The following is a 14,951-nucleotide window of genomic DNA, read 5'->3' as shown; positions in this document are numbered from 1 at the left end:
TCATCCAAGGCTTCATTCTGTGCGGTCCCGTTTCATAGCGATCCGATCATTACAGCGAGGCAGACGGCGCACCAAGCCGACGCCTAGCTGATCGCCATCAGGCTGGCATTTCCACCCGCCGCCGTGGTGTTGATGCTCAGGCTGCGCTCGTGCATCAGCCATTCCAGCGCCATCCCGGTCTCCTGCTCGTCGAGCCGGTGCGCCGGAACGATCGCGCCCTCCAACCGGCCAAGGTCGACTACGAGTGCTGGCAGACGCGATGCGGTCGCGAGTGCTGCCGAAACGATCGAACGCTCGGTTTCGTCCAAAACATGCTGCGGCAATACCGACATCACCCGGTCCAGCGTCGGCATGGCCGCCTCGGGCATGCGCACGACGGCCTGGTTGCCGCTCGCCAGGGAAGCGGTGATCTGCAGCAACAGGCTCGCCTCGTCGTCGGCTACGCACAGGATCGCCCCGCGGGCACCGAGACTATAGACGTTGCGCTCGCCGACCGGACCAGGCAGCACTCGGCTGAACCCGGCTGGGCTTCGCTGCACCAGCGCCGCGCAGGCCGCCGCAACCGGATGCCCATCGAGACACTCGAGCAACCGCAAGGCCGGCGGCGGGGCGTGCCCCGGCAGCAGCGGCTCCGCATGCCAGGCACGGCGCAACCGATGCAGCATCAGCGGACCACCCGCCTTCGGCCCGGTGCCCGAAAGGCCGGTGCCGCCGAACGGCTGGCTACCCACCACCGCGCCGATCATGTTGCGGTTGACGTAGATGTTGCCGGCGGTGCTGCGCGCGGTAAGCCGCGACATGGTCTCGTCGATCCGGGTGTGCACGCCGAAGGTCAGACCGAAGCCGGTCGCATTGATCGCGTCGACCATCGCATCCTGCCGGTCCTCGCCGAAGCGCAGCACGTGCAGCACCGGCCCGAACACCTCGCCGCCGATCTGATCGAGCGCGTCGATCTCGATCAGCGCCGGGGCCACGAACGTACCGTTCGCGCAATCGTCGGACAGGGTTGCCCGCGTCACCCGGCAGCCGAGGCCCTGCATCCGCGAGACATGCGCCTCGAGCCGCTCCCGGGCGGCCTCGCTGATGACCGGCCCGACATCGGTCGACAGCACCAGCGGATCGCCGACGACCAGCTCGGCCATCGCGCCCTTCAGCATCGCCAGGATCGGCAGCGCGGCCTCCTCCTGCACGCACAGAACCCGCAGCGCCGAACAGCGCTGTCCCGCGGAATCAAATGCCGACGCGATTGCATCGGTCACCACCTGTTCCGGCAACGCCGCGCTATCGACCAGCAGCGCATTCTGCCCGCCGGTCTCGGCAATCAGCGGGATCGCCCCGCGCACGCCATCCGCATGCGGCGCCAGAGCGCGCGCGATCGAGCGCGCCACATCGGTCGAGCCGGTGAACAGCACGCCGCCGATCCGCGGGTCCGACACCAGCGCCGCGCCGATGCTGCCGTCGCCGGGCAGGAATTGCAGCGCGCTACGTGGGATGCCCGCCTCGTGCAGGATGCGCACGGCCACCGCGGCGATCAGCGGAGTTTCCTCGGCGGGTTTCGCCAGCACCGCGTTTCCGGCGGCGAGCGATGCCGCGATCTGGCCGATGAAGATCGACAGGGGGAAGTTCCACGGGCTGATGCAGACGACCGCGCCCAGCGCATCGCCCGCCATGCCGGGTGTCGCGCGGATCCGGCTCGCGTAATAACGCAGGAAATCGACTGCCTCGCGCACTTCGCCGACCGCGTTCGCCGCCGATTTTCCCGCTTCCCGCATGATCGGTCCGAGCAGTTCGGGCAGCAGACTATCCAGCCGCTCCGCTGCTCGATCCAGGCAGTCCGCACGCTTGCCTGCCGGCGTCGTCGCCCAGAACGCGCCGCCGGAGACCGCGGCCCCGACCGCACGCCCCACATCGGATGCATCGGTATCCTGGCAGTGCCCGATCAGCCGGCGACGATCGGACGGGTCGAAACAGTCCCGTCCGGCATGGGCCGGTCCATGGAACGCGAGCAGCGGCGCGGCCGAGGGAATGGTCACGCCGGACCGGGCGATCTGCCGCGAAAGCTCATCCAGTACATCCTCCGAGGCCAAGTCGAGCCCGGACGAGTTCCGGCGTTCCGGACCGAACAGGTCAGGCGGCAGCGGAATGGTCGCGTGCGGCGCACCGATCGGGTTCGACGCTGCCGCCTGCAGCACCGGATCGGATACGAGCTCCGCCACCTGCACCGCCGGGTCGGCAATCCGGTTGACAAACGAACTGTTGGCGCCGTTCTCCAGCAACCGTCGCACCAGGTAGGCGAGCAGGGTCTCGTGCGTCCCGACCGGGGCATAGATCCGGCACGGCCGATCGAGCCGGTCCGCGCCGACCACCTGCTCGTACAGGCTCTCGCCCATGCCGTGCAGGCACTGGAACTCGTAGCGCCCGACAGCGAACTCCGGTCCGGCGATCGCCATCACGGCCGCCACCGTCTGCGCATTATGCGTGGCGAATTGCGGGAAGACCGCGTCCGGCGCGGCGAGCAACCGGCGTGCGCACTCGAGGTAGGAAACATCGGTGTGCAGCTTGCGGGTGAACACCGGATAGTCCGGCAGGCCGGCTTCCTGCGCCTTCTTGATCTCGCTGTCCCAGTAGGCGCCTTTCACCAGCCGGACCATCAGCCGGTGGCCGGTCCGGCGGCCGAGTTCGATCAGGTGCTCGATGACCAGCGGCGTGCGCCGTCCATAGGCCTGGATGACGAAGCCGATCCCGTCCCATCCCGAAAGATCCGCCTGCTCGCACAGGCTTTCCAGCAGGTCGAGCGAGACTTCGAGCCGGTCGGCTTCCTCTGCATCGATGTTGAGCCCGACATTGTGCTGCCGGGCCAGGCTCGCCAGTCCGGCAACACGTGGCAACAGCTCGTCCCGGACCCGCGGCTGTTGCGTCCGGCTGTAGCGCGGATGCAGCGCCGACAGCTTGATCGAGATGCCGGCCCCGTCGAACAGGCCGCGCTTGTTGTTGTGCGCGCCGATCGCCCGGATCGCGTGCTCGTAATCCTGCAGATAGCGGCGCGCGTCCGCATCGGTCATCGCCGCTTCGCCGAGCATGTCGAACGAGTAGCGGAACCCGGCCGCCTCGCGTTTGCGTGCCGCACTCAGCGCCGCTTCGATGGTCTCGCCGACTACGAACTGCTCGCCCAGGATACGCATCGCCCGGTCCATCGCCGCCCGGATCAGCGGCTCGCCGCCACGGCCGAGCACGCGCAGCAGTGCCGCCTGCAACCCGGCGGTCTTTGGCGCGGAACCTTGCCCATCCTGCAGCCGGCCGGTGATCAGCAGGCCCCAGGTTGCCGCATTGACGAACATCGACGGGCTGCGTCCGACATGCGCGCGCCAGTCACCGCCAGCGATCTTGTCGCGGATCAGCCGGTCGCGGGTGGCGCTGTCCGGAATGCGCAACAGCGCCTCGGCCAGGCACATCAGCGCGATGCCTTCCTGGCTCGACAGCGCGTATTCGCGCATCAGGCCCTCGACCGGTCCGGGACGTCCACGCGCCCGCAGCGCCTCGACCAGCCTGACCGCGATCGCCGTAGCCGAGTCCGGCGTTACTGGCGCGGTGCGCAACAGCTCGGCGACGCATTCCGGCTCCGGGCGGCGCGTCGCCAGGGTGATGCGTCGACGTGCCTCGGTCGGCAGGCGCCAGGCCGGCGCGAAGTGGCTGGGGGAGGTGATCCCGTCGTGAGTCATGTCCATGTTGCCACCTTGTCGTCCAACGCCGCGCTGAGCCGCTGGCCTCGCGAGTTGATCCCGAGGTCGCGGCCGCCCATCCTGGGACCATTCTGCACCAAGCAGGCGATCGAGGAGAGGCATGGCCGACGATAAATCCGAGCAGGGGCCGTACGAGATCCTGGGGATCGGCCGCGACGCCGACAAGGACGCGATCCGCAAGGCCTACCGCCGGCTGGCCAAGGAGAGCCACCCCGACCTTCATCCGGGCGATCCGGCCGCCGAGGAGCGCTTCAAGCGTATCAGCGGCGCCAACGCCTTGCTGTCCGATCCCGAGACCCGCGCCCGCTACGACCGCGGCGAGATCGACGGCTCCGGGCAGGAAAAACCGCCACCGCGTCCCAACTACCGCGAGCAGGCACAGGGCGCGCAAGGCCGACGCTATCGGGCGGGACCCGGTGCCGGTGCCTCGACATCCGGAGCAGGCCCGGGTGACTGGGGCGACGAGGATCTCGGCGACATCTTCGGCGACCTGTTCGGCCGTGGCGGCGGCAGGGCCCAGCCCCCGCGCGGTCCGAGGCGTGGCGAGGATCACAGCTACAGCCTGACCGTCTCGTTCGCCGACGCGGTGACCGGCGCCACCACCCGCATCACCCTGCCGACCGGTGCGACGCTCGACGTGAAGGTGCCGCCCGGTATCGAGGACGGCCAGACGTTGCGCCTGCGCGGGAAGGGCGGCGAAGGGCAGGAAGGAGCCACCGCCGGCGACGCGCTGATCCGCATCCAGATCACTCCCGACCCGCGCTTCACCCGCGACGGCAACGATATTCGGGTGGAGTTGCCGGTTTCTCTGAAGGAGGCGGTGCTGGGCGGTTCGGTGCAGATTCCGACCCCGGCCGGACCGGTGGCAATGACGGTACCGCCGGACTCCGACACCGGCCGCACGCTTCGGCTGCGCGGACGGGGTATCGCCGCGCATGGTGGTCGGGAGGCCGGCAATCTGTATGTCACCTTGCGCGTCGTGCTCGGCCGGACCGACGAGGCGCTGAAGGCCTTCCTGCGCGATTGGTCCCCCAAAACCCCTGACACCGACAGCGCGGGAGCCGCCTCATGATCACCATCGAGACCCTGTGCATCCGCTTAGCACGTGTCAGCCGCACCGAGGTGGAAGGCTGGATCGAGCGTGCCTGGGTGCGCCCCGAGGGTGCGCCGGGCCATTATCTATTCCACCCGATTGACGAGGCCCGCGCCCACCTGATCCTGGAATTGCGCGACGAGATGCACATCAACGATGAGGCCCTGCCGCTGGTGTTGTCGCTGCTGGACCAGGTGTATGCCGCCCGCCGCCACATGCGCCGCGTGAGTGACGCGATCGAGGCGCATGCTGATGCGACGGTCGCGGACGAGCTTCGGAGGGTGCTGCGGGATGAGATGCGACAGTAAAGTCATGGCTGACGCTGAACGTGGGTGAAACCGACCTGCGCGCGATCATGTAGGAATAATCGGCGTCACTAAAAGCCGTGCGATCCATGACAGGATTGAGAGTCCGGACGGCCGCGGAAGCCTGATGGTATTATCGTGTTTCTGCAGACATGCTCGACGACGTTAACCGATAAAAGCTTACATGCGGCGGTCATCGCGTTGCATTCGGGACGCGGCCAGGCTGCAACGCGCTGATGGTTCTCACACGTGATTTAACAGCCTGGCTCCAAGCAAAATCGTCGTGGTCCAGAACGGGACCATGGCAGCCAGCCCGACGACGATGCCGCTGAAGAAACCACTGGTTTCACAACCCGGCACGACATCGGACGGCGCATTCACGATCAGCGGGATCAAGCAGCCGCTGGACGTGGTTGCGTGCTCACTACTCAACATACCCGCCATGGATCTTTGTCCGGAACGTTGCCTGCCGAATTGCAGGCTCTGACCCCTTACGAAGCGCGGGCTGAGCTGGATGTTGAATATGGAAAATAAAGAACGTTGTTAAACCGGATTGCGACGAGAGTTGTTTCATTTTTGGAAGTAGAGATGCGGCCTGAGATAGTTTCCAACAATAATAGCAGATGTGGGTAGAAGTCATTTTTATCCCCATTCATCCTTGTCGGTCGGACTGACTGAAGCGCCGCACCGCGAGCGCCACCATCGGTACCGGTCAAGTTCGGGACCAGCGTTCGCCACAAAAATATGTCGGTCAGCCTAGAATTTCGACCTGAGCGGTCGCTGTGCTAGATCTTTGGACTACCGCCCAGGCTCTGGACCAAAGGCATCGCATGAGACGACTTGTCGCGGGCCTTGTTACAGTCATGTCTCTCGCAGCGTCACCTGAAGGCACGCTCGCTGATACCGATCCGGTTGCGACCGCCCTCCACCAGGGGGTGCTTCAAAAGCATCAGGCCAATGCCCTGGCCGCCGGATCAATCCCACTCGGCACGGCCGATTGCGATACGGATCCAATATACGCTGCTTTGATTATGATGCCCGACCTGGAGTTCAGGAGCGCCCAACACGAGTTGCGACTGCATTATTCCGATGGCCCAGGCGACATGCAACTTGCCGCCGACGACTACATTCTCATAGCCGCCGCAACTGCCAAACGAGGTTGCGCGACGCAGGCTCGCAAACTCTACGCTCGTGTCATCGGAGCTTTTACCGGCACCGCTTACGATGGGCCGCGGCAACGTGCCAGGGCTGGTATCGATGCGCTTCGCAGGGTCGATCCGCCGACCCGCAGCACGCGACTACCAAAGGCGTCACCGCGTAGACATCGTCCACTGCCACACCGAGAGTTCAAACAGACCCATGCTGTTCACAGACATGAGAAGAGATAGGAAACGTGCAGGCAAGCCTTCTCGAATTCATGCCGTTTCGAGACCCTCGGGTTTCATGGGGCTCTGACGATCATGATTTCGTCTCAGGTTTTCGGCATGGCTGATGTTATGCCGACGCGGCGGCATCCAAGCCATCCTGTGGATATCGTCGTGAGTCGCGCGTTATGTTTCTCGGAGCCATCTGCGTCATCGATCGTAATACGCTAAGCGAGCACGCCACCCGAGACAGTCTCGTCCACGAAAGCAAGACACGGTGGTTTGTAAAACCTAGAAGCGCAGGTTGCATGGTCTCCGTGGAACGCTCAATGCTTCAGGTCCGGAACAATAAATTTGCCGATCAAAGCCGCTTATGCGCACGCGGCTAAGCTGGCGGAGCGGGCAGGGGCACATCCCACCATGAAGGTGCTGCGGCGCGGATTTTTGGGAAGCCCTGGAACAGCCTACCGGCCGGTAGCCAGATCCGTTCTCATGGCGGTTGATGCTCATCGGACGCTGTCCTATACCGGCGCCGTGCGTCCGTAGCTCAATTGGATAGAGCAGCCGACTTCTACTCGGCTGGTTGGGGGTTCGACTCCCTCCGGGCGCGCCACCGGCCCATCCCGCCGCGAGATTAAAGGTTCTGAACTGATCGCCGGTCGGCCGATCCGTCCGGGATGCCCCGCCCGACTGGCGCAGGCGCGCCTCGATCGGCGAAGTCAGGTCGGCGCGGACAGCGCCTTGACGGCTGTCGCCCGATCCAACCGGGCTTAAGGCAGCGGAACCTAGTGGGTCCAGTTCTGCCGGCGGTCGAAGCGGAAATTGTCGGCGTAGGCTTTCGGGCGCCGGATGCGGGCCGGCGGCAGTTCGATATCGTATGGGATCGAGTGCCCTTCGGCATAGGCCACGGCTTCCTCCTTGTCGGGGAAGTGCAGCCGCAACTGGCTCTGCGTGTCGCCGCTGCCGAACCAGCCCATCAGCGGGTCCTGCTGCCGCTGTTCGGACTGGCCATACTCCAGAACCCAGTCATGCGTGTTCGCCTGACCCGACTGCATCGAGCTTTTCGGCTGCTGGAAGATCCGGGCACGCATCGGCGTCCACCTTGTCTGAAATCGATCTGACTGGTCGGGGCGCCCGGACTCGAACCGGGGGCCTCGTGTACCCAAAACACGCGCGCTACCAGGCTGCGCCACGCCCCGAACCGGGCGGAACCTATGGAATGACCTAAGTGCTGGCAAGCCCACTCGCAACGGATGCCAGCGCCGGCCGTAAATGGCCGTCATTCCGGGCCAGCGCATCGGCGGCGTCCGTCGGCGAGAGCCCGAGCGCCACCAGGATCGCCGGCTTGACCCGCTGGCCCGTCGCCAGCAGCGCCGCCGCAGCCTGCGTCGCATCGCAGCCGGCCAGCTCCGCCACCATCGCCGCCGCCCGCACGCGCAGCTTCGCGTTGCGGGCCTGCATGTCGACCATCCGCCCGGCATGGATACGCCCGAGCCCGGTCATCATCGCGGTAGAGAGCAGGTTCAGCGCCACCTTCTGCGCAGTGCCCGCCTTCAGTCGCGTGGAACCGGCGATCGCCTCGGCACCGGTCGCGATCAGCACCGGGTGCTCGGCCGCATCCAGCAGCGCACTGCCGGCGCTGTTCGCCACCCCGATCGTCAACGCGCCGCGCCGCCTGGCCTCGCGGATGGCCGCAACCGTGAACGGCGTCCCACCACTGGCCGCGACACCGATCAGCACGTCCAGCGGTCCGATCTCGTGCGCCGCCACCTGTGCCAGCGCCGCCGGTGCATCGTCCTCGGCATTCTCGACCGCCTCGGTCAGCGCTTGCATGCCGCCGGCGATCAGCAGCACCAGCCGATCGCGCGGCCAGTCGAAGGTCGGCTCGAGTTCGGCCCCGTCCTGCGCGCCGAGTCGCCCGGAACTGCCGGCACCGGCATAGGCAAGCCGGCCACCGGCACGCAGCCGGGGCAGGGATGCTTCCACCGCACCGGCGAGAGCCCCGAGTGCCGGGCCGATCGCCGCCACCGCCGCCATCTGGCTTTCCCACAGCCCGTCGAGCTGGTCCCGCACCGACCAGCTATCGAGCCACGCATGGCGCGGACTGCCGGTCTCGGTCGCGGCGCGCATGCCCTGGTCAGACAGCGGCGGCGGCCTTGCGCGAGAGCGGCGGCACGAACAGCGGCGCGGTATCCCAGGGGAACAGGATCCACGTCTCCTGCGGCACCTCGACCACGAACAGGTCGGTGAACGGCCGGCCCGATGGCTTGGCATACAGGCAGGCAAACGTCGCCTTGGGCAGCAGTCGGCGCACCACCTGTGCGGTCACCCCGGAATCCACCAGATCGTCGATGATCAGGAACCCGGTGCCGTCGCCGGCCGCGGTCGGCGCCTTGACCACCCGTGGCTGTCCCTGCGCCTCCTCGCCTTCGGTATCCCCGGTCTCCCGCGCCTGGTCGTAGGAGATCACCGAGATGCTCTCGATCAGCCGAAGATCCAGCTCGCGGCCGATGATCGCCGCCGGGATCAAGCCGCCGCGGGTGATCGCGACGATGCCGGTGAACGGTCCCATCGGCATAAGCTGCTCGGCCAGCAGGCGCGCATCCCGGTGCAGTTGGTCCCAGGTGACGGTGGCGTAGCTGACCGCCATCAGAACAGCTTCCCGCCGTCCGGCACCTTGTGGTCGGGGCGGATCAGCACGACCTCGCCGGACGCGTCGGGCATGCCAAGGGTCAGCACCTCGCTGAGGAACGGCCCGATCTGCCTCGGTGGGAGATTGACCACCGCGCAGACCTGGCGGCCGATCAGCTGGTCCGCCTTGTAGTGGCGGGTAATCTGCGCGGACGATCGCCTGATGCCGATCGGCGCACCGAAATCGATCCACAGCTTGAAGGCCGGCTTGCGGGCTTCGGGAAACGGCTGTGCATCGGTGATCGTGCCGACGCGGATGTCGACGCGCGCGAACGCGTCGTGATCCATGGTTGCGGACGAAGAGGGGGCAGCGGCGGGGGCGTTGGGATCTGGTGCGGCGGTCATGGCACGTTTTGCCGCCAACCCGGCCGCTTGCCAAGCACCGCAGTGACTGATCACCAACCTGGGACGTGAGGAAAATGCTGGCTCCCGGAGTAGGGATCGAACCTACGACCGAGCGATTAACAGTCGCTTGCTCTACCGCTGAGCTATCCGGGACCGGCGGCGCACCCTATAGCGGAGCCTGCGCCGGCACGTAAAGCCCTCTCGAGGACAGCTTTGCGTGGCGGTCCGCCAGCGCTCCGTGCAGCACCCGCCGGCGCGCGTCAGTCCAAAAGGTCTCGCCATGGCAGCGCCCACGCCCCTGAAGGTCAGCCGCCGCGCGATCATCGGGGGTGGGATCGGCACGGCAGTCGTCGCCGGCCTGGTCGTGCGCAACCAGTTCCGCCACCCGCATCGCGACAAGACCTCGCGGCCGGATGGCCGTTACCGGCGAATGACGCTTGCCTGTCCGCATCCGGCGCATGATCCGGTGCTGATCGTCGCGCAGCGGCAGGGCATCTTTGCCCGCTACAACCTCGACATCCGGATCCTCGACGGGCTTGCATCCGGGCAGGAGGCGCTGGACCAGTTGCATCTCGGCGGCGCCGATGCGGTCATCGCGCCGGTGCTGTCATGGCTGCCGCGGCTGATGGACGGGCTCGATGCGCGACTGGTCGGCGGCCTTCAGAGCGGCAGCGCGCGCCTGCTGATCGCGCGGAAATCGCCGATCAAGCGGATAGAGGACCTGTATCGCAAGTCGATCGGCATCCCCGACGCCAGTTCCGGCCCGCACGCCAGTGCAGACCGGCTGTTCTTCTCGGTCATGATGCGCCGCAAGGGCATGGACCCGAACCGGGACGTGAACTGGGTCCAGGTGCCTCCCGCCGATTTTGGCGACGCGCTGGCGGGCCGGCGCGTCCAGGCGGTGGTGGGGCATGACCCGGTCATCTGGCAGGTCCGGGAGTCTCTGCACCTGACCGAGCTGGCCAGCAGCACGACCGGCAGCTACGGCACCCGGATCGTCCGCGCCCTCGGGCTGCGCGCGGATGTCCTGAAGGCCGATCCGGCGGCGGCGGTGGCGCTCGTGCTGGCGATCCAGGAGGCGGCCCGGACCGTGGCGCTGCATCTAGACGTGGCCGCCAACGTGTTGGCGGACCAGCTTCCCGACATGGACCTCGCCGCGGTCGAGCGGATGCTTCACGCCGAGGGCCATGGCGTGCACCTGATCGGGCGGGAACTACGCGAGCAGGTCGCACAATACGTCGATGAGCTAAAGCTGATCGGACTGATCCCCGACGAGCAGGATTCCGCGAAGCTGGCGCGCCGATTCTGCGACACCGTGGTCCACGCCTGACGCGACGGGTTTAGCCGCCGGGTTGTTACAAACCCCGATCGGCAATCGTGGTGTGTCTCGAAGCTACCACAAAAACACAATTCTGCCCTGTTGGTCTGCTTAATCCCTTCCGTACGTTCGGACGACAGCTATATACGGCAGTGCACAAGAGGCATCGGTTCATGGATCTGTTTTCGGACACTCAACTCGATCGTCGCGTGTCCGGCTTGGCTGATCCGTGCATGGTCAGCACTCAGGTTGCGTTCGAACGGCTTCACGCCCTGGAACAAGCCGGTGCCGACGGGCGCGAGATCCTGTTGCATGCCATCCGCGATGTCCTGCCATCCCGGATCGCCACCGTCTCGTCGTTTGGTGCGGAATCCGCTGTCCTGCTGTCGCTGATCGCCGAAATCGATCCGACGCTCCCGGTGATCTTCCTGGAGACCGGCAAGCATTTTCCGGAGACCCTGGCCTATCGCGACGAACTCGCCGCGATGCTGGGCCTGACGGACGTCCGCAGCGTCGCTCCACGCATGCAGTCTGTGGTTGACGAGGATCCTACCGGCGAGCTCTGGTATTTCGACTCCGATGCCTGCTGCACCCTGCGCAAGGTCCAGCCGCTGGATCGCGCGCTGGCACCGTTCGATGCCTGGATCAGCGGCCGTAAGCGATTCCAGAGCGCCACCCGTACCGCCTTGCCGTTCGTCGAGCGCGATGGCGATCGTATCAAGCTGAACCCGATCGCCGACTGGGACGGTGCCCGGGTGCAGGCCGAGATGAAGCTGCGCGGGCTGCCCGCCCATCCGCTGGTCGAACGCGGGTTTGCCTCGATCGGCTGTGCGGTCTGCACCCGGTCCGTCGCGGTCGGCGAGGATGCGCGATCCGGGCGCTGGGCCGGCTTGTCCAAGGTCGAGTGCGGCATCCACCGCGCCTCGGCGGTCGCCTGATCGCATCTTTTAACGGCTGCCGGTCACCGGACCGGCTTGGCCGCAGCCGTCTCCGCTGTTAATCAGGCACCAGTGCGGGTGTGGTGGAACTGGTAGACGCGCCGGACTCAAAATCCGGTTCCGCAAGGAGTGTCGGTTCGATTCCGACCACCCGCACCATCGATCGCCGTGCTGCCTGCGCGCCTACGCCACTCCCTCGATGAAAAATACGCGGTAGTCCGAGCCGGCATGACGATGCTTTGCCGCCGCCTGGTAGGCCGGGCTGTCGTACCAGGCCTTCGCTTCCGCCATGGTCGGAAACTGCAGTACGACGGCTCCCTCGATCGGCGCGCCTTCGAGCACTTCGAATGCGCCATAATGCACGAGCGGCGTCAGGGCGTGGCCGGCTCCGGCGGCACCGACAACGCTCGAGTAAACGTCCATTTCCGACTGGTTCGTCGTCCGCTCGCGCGTGAAGATCGCGTAGGCCACCATTTCGCTTTTCCTCTGAACATGACCGGCAACGACCGGCCGGCTACCTGACCGGATATGTCGGCAGTCTCGTTGTGCGCCGCACCGACGGGCCCGGCAACGGCCGCATCACGACTGTCCGGGCTTCCAAAACCGGTCGTCGCAGGGCATGGGTTCGGCGTGTCCTTGTTCAGCGTCCAGCCCGTGTCCGGAACCCGGCTTTCATGATCTCGCCCGTCCGACCGTCCGTCCGGCCTGCCAACCCGTGTTTCTCGTCGGGGCCCTGCGCCAAACGTCCCGGCTGGAGCCTGGATGCCCTGTCCGGCGCGCTGCTCGGCCGCAGCCATCGTGCCACCGATACCCGTGCCAGCCTGGCCGAGGTGATCGACCGCAGCCGCGCTCTGCTCGGCCTGCCGGCCGGGTGGCGTCTCGGCATCGTGCCCGGCTCCGATACCGGCGCTGTCGAGATGGTGCTGTGGTCGCTGCTCGGAACCCGGCCGGTGGACGTGCTGTCGTTCGAGAGCTTCTCCGCCACCTGGGCGCACGACATCGTGGCGCAGCTACAGCTGGCCGATGCCCGCGTGCTCGAAGCGGAATACGGCGCGCTTCCCGACCTCGCCTCGATCGACTGGTCGCACGACGTGGTGTTCGCCTGGAACGGCACCACTTCGGGCGCCTGTTTCGCCGGGGCGGACTCCATCCCCGCCGTTCACGATGGTCTGGCGATCTGCGATGCCACCTCGGCCGCCTTCGCGATGGCGCTGCCCTGGGACCGGCTCGATGTCGTCACCTGGTCCTGGCAGAAGGTGCTCGGCGGCGAGGCTGCGCACGGCATGCTGGCATTGTCGCCGCGCGCCGTGGCACGGCTGGAAGCCACGCCGGCGCTGCGTCCATTGCCTAAGCTGTTCCGCCTGACCGCCAAGGGCCGGCTGATCGAGGGCATCTTCAAGGGTGACACCATCAACACCCCCTCCATGCTCTGCGTCGAGGATGCGCTGGACGGCCTGAGATGGGCCGAGCGCATCGGCGGCCTGGACGCGTTGATTGCCCGCAGCCGCGCCAACCTCGCCGCGGTCGCGGACTGGGAGAGCCGGTCCGACTGGGCCTCGTTCCTGGCGCCGGATCCTTCGACGCGCTCCAGCACCTCGATCTGCCTGCGCCTGACCGCCGACTGGTTCCTGACATTGCCCGCCGCCACCCAGGCCAAGGCGCATGCCCACCTGGTCTCGCTGCTGCAATCCGAGGGCGCGGCACTCGATGTCGGCAGTTATCGCGACGCGCCGGCGGGCCTCAGGATCTGGGGTGGCGCCACGGTGGAGACATCGGATATCGAAGCCGCCCTGCCATGGTTCGACTGGGCTGCCGCCTCGACCCGCGCGGCTTTCGCGTGACGGCACGACTTACTGGACGCCCATTGCGGGTGATAGAAGGCCGCGCATGACGGACATTCTGCCCCGACACCCGGATCTCGGGACCGAAGCCAGCCCGGCGCTGCTGCCGGCCGGGCTGCGCGACCTGCTGCCGCCCGACGCCGAGAGCGAGGCGCTCGGGGTCGAGGCACTGATGTCGGTGTTCGCGTCGCATGGCTACGAGCGGGTAAAGCCGCCGCTGCTCGAATTCGAGGACAGCCTGCTGTCGGGATCCGGCGCGGCAGTCGCTGAACAGACCTTCCGGCTGATGGATCCCGACACCCACCGGATGATGGGTCTGCGTCCCGACATGACGCCGCAGGTCGCGCGCATCGCCGCCACCAGGCTGGTCAATTCACCACGTCCGTTGCGCCTGTCCTATACCGGCGCCTGTGTCCAGCTGCATGGCGGCTCGCTCAGCTCCGACCGCCAGGTGAGCCAGGCTGGTATCGAACTAATCGGCCTGGATTCGCCGGAAGCCGACGCGGAGATGGTCGCGGTCGGCGCGGAGGCGCTGGCGGTGCTGGGCGTTCCGCGGGTCAGCTTCGATCTCACCCTGCCGCCGCTGGCGCCCGCGCTGATCGAGGAGGCCGGGTTGCCGCTCGCCGACCGCGCGCCGCTGCTGCGTGCGCTGGACCGCAAGGATGCCGCCGACGTCACCCGCTATGGCGGCCGGCTGGCGCAGATCCTGACCGATCTGCTGCTGTCCGCCGGACCAGCCGCGCGTGCGCTCGACGTGCTGCGCGCAGCTTCGCTTTCCCCGGCGGCACGCGCCCTGACCGACCGCCTGGAAGCGACCGTCGCCGCCATCGAGGCGCGGGCGCCGGGCCTGCGCCTGACCGTCGACCCGATCGAGTTCCGGGGCTGGCGCTACCACACCGGCATCTGCGTCACGGTCTATTCGGCCGGGCGGCACGAGGAGCTCGGCCGTGGCGGACGCTACCTCAGCGGCGGCAACGAGCCCGCTTGCGGCCTGACCCTGCGAACCGAGGCGCTGCTGCGCGCCGCACCGGCGCGTGCCGCGCGTCCGCGCCTGCTGTTGCCCTGGCAGGCGGACGCGGACGTGGCCAGGCGACTGCGTGCCGAGGGCTTTGCTACCGTCGCATCGTTATCCCCGGTCGCGGACGATGCCGGGGAGGCGAGACGGCTCGGTTGCACCCATCTGTTGCGCGACGGGGCTGCCGCATTGCTCTGAGTAAATGGCTGGCCAGCACCTTGGTATTCGCAAACCCATGCCGGGCAGCGCATAGAAGCGCGTCCAATCCGCCGTAGCGCAGTCTCACACCGTCCCGAACGCC

Annotated in this window: 13 protein-coding genes and 4 tRNA genes; 8 read left to right on the top strand and 9 right to left on the bottom strand. The window is 67.1% G+C overall.

Features of this window, described 5'->3' with window-relative positions:
* Positions 1-83: 83 nt before the first annotated feature.
* Positions 84-3,719: a bifunctional proline dehydrogenase/L-glutamate gamma-semialdehyde dehydrogenase PutA gene (gene putA / locus HN018_RS12860; protein WP_456307027.1), complete on the bottom strand. Its 3,636-nt coding sequence runs from the start codon at positions 3,717-3,719 to the stop codon at positions 84-86.
* Positions 3,720-3,840: 121 nt separating this feature from the next.
* Between putA and HN018_RS12855 the strand changes: the two genes are divergently transcribed.
* Together HN018_RS12855 and HN018_RS12850 are read left to right on the top strand one after the other, a co-directional pair.
* Positions 3,841-4,812 carry a DnaJ C-terminal domain-containing protein gene (locus tag HN018_RS12855; RefSeq protein ID WP_171836307.1) on the top strand — a complete coding sequence of 324 codons (972 nt, stop codon included), beginning with the start codon at positions 3,841-3,843 and terminating at the stop codon, positions 4,810-4,812.
* On the top strand, positions 4,809-5,141 hold the full coding sequence (locus HN018_RS12850; protein ID WP_171836308.1) for a chaperone modulator CbpM: 333 nt from the start codon (positions 4,809-4,811) through the stop codon (positions 5,139-5,141). Before HN018_RS12855 ends, HN018_RS12850 begins: the two co-directional genes overlap by 4 nt.
* A gap of 240 nt (positions 5,142-5,381) precedes the next feature.
* Here HN018_RS12850 and HN018_RS12845 read toward each other — a convergent pair whose 3' ends face one another.
* A complete protein-coding gene (locus tag HN018_RS12845) occupies positions 5,382-5,582 on the bottom strand; it encodes a hypothetical protein (protein ID WP_171836309.1) in 201 nt (66 codons plus the stop codon).
* Positions 5,583-7,038: 1,456 nt separating this feature from the next.
* Here HN018_RS12845 and HN018_RS12840 point away from each other — a divergent pair.
* Positions 7,039-7,115: transfer RNA gene (locus tag HN018_RS12840), tRNA-Arg, on the top strand.
* A gap of 172 nt (positions 7,116-7,287) precedes the next feature.
* Here the strand turns inward: HN018_RS12840 and HN018_RS12835 are convergent.
* From HN018_RS12835 to HN018_RS12810, 6 genes are all read right to left on the bottom strand, one after another.
* Positions 7,288-7,593 (bottom strand): ETC complex I subunit, encoded by a 306-nt coding sequence (locus HN018_RS12835; RefSeq protein WP_171836310.1) that lies wholly within the window; start codon positions 7,591-7,593, stop codon positions 7,288-7,290.
* Positions 7,594-7,624: 31 nt separating this feature from the next.
* Positions 7,625-7,701: transfer RNA gene (locus HN018_RS12830), tRNA-Pro, on the bottom strand.
* Positions 7,702-7,726: 25 nt separating this feature from the next.
* On the bottom strand, positions 7,727-8,632 hold the full coding sequence (locus HN018_RS12825; protein ID WP_171836311.1) for an N-acetylmuramic acid 6-phosphate etherase: 906 nt from the start codon (positions 8,630-8,632) through the stop codon (positions 7,727-7,729).
* 7 nt (positions 8,633-8,639) lie between these two features.
* Entirely contained in the window at positions 8,640-9,152 is a 513-nt protein-coding gene (gpt, locus tag HN018_RS12820) for a xanthine phosphoribosyltransferase (RefSeq protein ID WP_171836312.1), read from the bottom strand.
* Positions 9,152-9,481, bottom strand: a complete 330-nt coding sequence (locus HN018_RS12815) for a tRNA-binding protein (RefSeq protein WP_338034021.1) — start codon at positions 9,479-9,481, stop codon at positions 9,152-9,154. Before HN018_RS12815 ends, gpt begins: the two co-directional genes overlap by 1 nt.
* Positions 9,482-9,616: 135 nt before the next feature.
* Positions 9,617-9,691: transfer RNA gene (locus HN018_RS12810), tRNA-Asn, on the bottom strand.
* A 64-nt stretch (positions 9,692-9,755) separates the two neighbouring features.
* Between HN018_RS12810 and HN018_RS12805 the strand changes: the two genes are divergently transcribed.
* The 3 genes from HN018_RS12805 (at position 9,756) to HN018_RS12795 (ending at position 11,953) form a co-directional block, all read left to right on the top strand.
* Positions 9,756-10,868 (top strand): ABC transporter substrate-binding protein, encoded by a 1,113-nt coding sequence (locus tag HN018_RS12805; RefSeq protein ID WP_171836314.1) that lies wholly within the window; start codon positions 9,756-9,758, stop codon positions 10,866-10,868.
* A 221-nt stretch (positions 10,869-11,089) separates the two neighbouring features.
* Positions 11,090-11,794, top strand: a complete 705-nt coding sequence (locus HN018_RS12800; RefSeq protein ID WP_171836393.1) for a phosphoadenylyl-sulfate reductase — start codon at positions 11,090-11,092, stop codon at positions 11,792-11,794.
* Positions 11,795-11,868: 74 nt separating this feature from the next.
* Positions 11,869-11,953, top strand: a tRNA-Leu gene (locus tag HN018_RS12795).
* A gap of 24 nt (positions 11,954-11,977) precedes the next feature.
* On the opposite strand, the gene HN018_RS12790 is transcribed toward HN018_RS12795, so the two are convergent.
* A complete protein-coding gene (locus HN018_RS12790; RefSeq protein ID WP_171836315.1) occupies positions 11,978-12,268 on the bottom strand; it encodes a DUF1330 domain-containing protein in 291 nt (96 codons plus the stop codon).
* A gap of 200 nt (positions 12,269-12,468) precedes the next feature.
* On the opposite strand from HN018_RS12790, the gene HN018_RS12785 reads away from it, so the two are divergent.
* Both HN018_RS12785 and HN018_RS12780 read left to right on the top strand, forming a co-directional pair.
* Positions 12,469-13,635, top strand: a complete 1,167-nt coding sequence (locus HN018_RS12785; RefSeq protein WP_171836316.1) for a phosphoserine transaminase — start codon at positions 12,469-12,471, stop codon at positions 13,633-13,635.
* Between the two features lie 46 nt (positions 13,636-13,681).
* The gene (locus HN018_RS12780) at positions 13,682-14,848 is read left to right on the top strand and encodes an ATP phosphoribosyltransferase regulatory subunit (RefSeq protein WP_171836317.1); all 1,167 of its coding nucleotides are present in this window, start codon (positions 13,682-13,684) and stop codon (positions 14,846-14,848) included.
* Positions 14,849-14,951 lie beyond the last annotated feature (103 nt).

Origin of the sequence: Lichenicola cladoniae (assembly GCF_013201075.1) — a bacterium.
GTDB classification, from domain to species: domain Bacteria; phylum Pseudomonadota; class Alphaproteobacteria; order Acetobacterales; family Acetobacteraceae; genus Lichenicola; species Lichenicola cladoniae.
Note: the sequence above shows the minus strand (reverse complement) of the source record. Positions and strands in the feature narration are given on the sequence as shown.

Excerpts from the sequence above, each read along its gene's own strand:
- HN018_RS12785 (WP_171836316.1), top strand. The coding sequence starts at position 12,469 with ATGATCTCGCCCGTCCGACCGTCCGTCCGGCCTGCCAACCCGTGTTTC.
- HN018_RS12855 (WP_171836307.1), top strand. The coding sequence starts at position 3,841 with ATGGCCGACGATAAATCCGAGCAGGGGCCGTACGAGATCCTGGGGATC.
- HN018_RS12800 (WP_171836393.1), top strand. The coding sequence starts at position 11,090 with ATGGTCAGCACTCAGGTTGCGTTCGAACGGCTTCACGCCCTGGAACAA.
- putA (WP_456307027.1), bottom strand. The coding sequence starts at position 3,719 with ATGACTCACGACGGGATCACCTCCCCCAGCCACTTCGCGCCGGCCTGG.
- gpt (WP_171836312.1), bottom strand. The coding sequence starts at position 9,152 with ATGGCGGTCAGCTACGCCACCGTCACCTGGGACCAACTGCACCGGGAT.
- HN018_RS12845 (WP_171836309.1), bottom strand. The coding sequence starts at position 5,582 with ATGGCGGGTATGTTGAGTAGTGAGCACGCAACCACGTCCAGCGGCTGC.
- HN018_RS12850 (WP_171836308.1), top strand. The coding sequence starts at position 4,809 with ATGATCACCATCGAGACCCTGTGCATCCGCTTAGCACGTGTCAGCCGC.
- HN018_RS12780 (WP_171836317.1), top strand. The coding sequence starts at position 13,682 with ATGACGGACATTCTGCCCCGACACCCGGATCTCGGGACCGAAGCCAGC.
- HN018_RS12790 (WP_171836315.1), bottom strand. The coding sequence starts at position 12,268 with ATGGTGGCCTACGCGATCTTCACGCGCGAGCGGACGACGAACCAGTCG.
- HN018_RS12825 (WP_171836311.1), bottom strand. The coding sequence starts at position 8,632 with ATGCGCGCCGCGACCGAGACCGGCAGTCCGCGCCATGCGTGGCTCGAT.
- HN018_RS12815 (WP_338034021.1), bottom strand. The coding sequence starts at position 9,481 with ATGGATCACGACGCGTTCGCGCGCGTCGACATCCGCGTCGGCACGATC.
- HN018_RS12835 (WP_171836310.1), bottom strand. The coding sequence starts at position 7,593 with ATGCGTGCCCGGATCTTCCAGCAGCCGAAAAGCTCGATGCAGTCGGGT.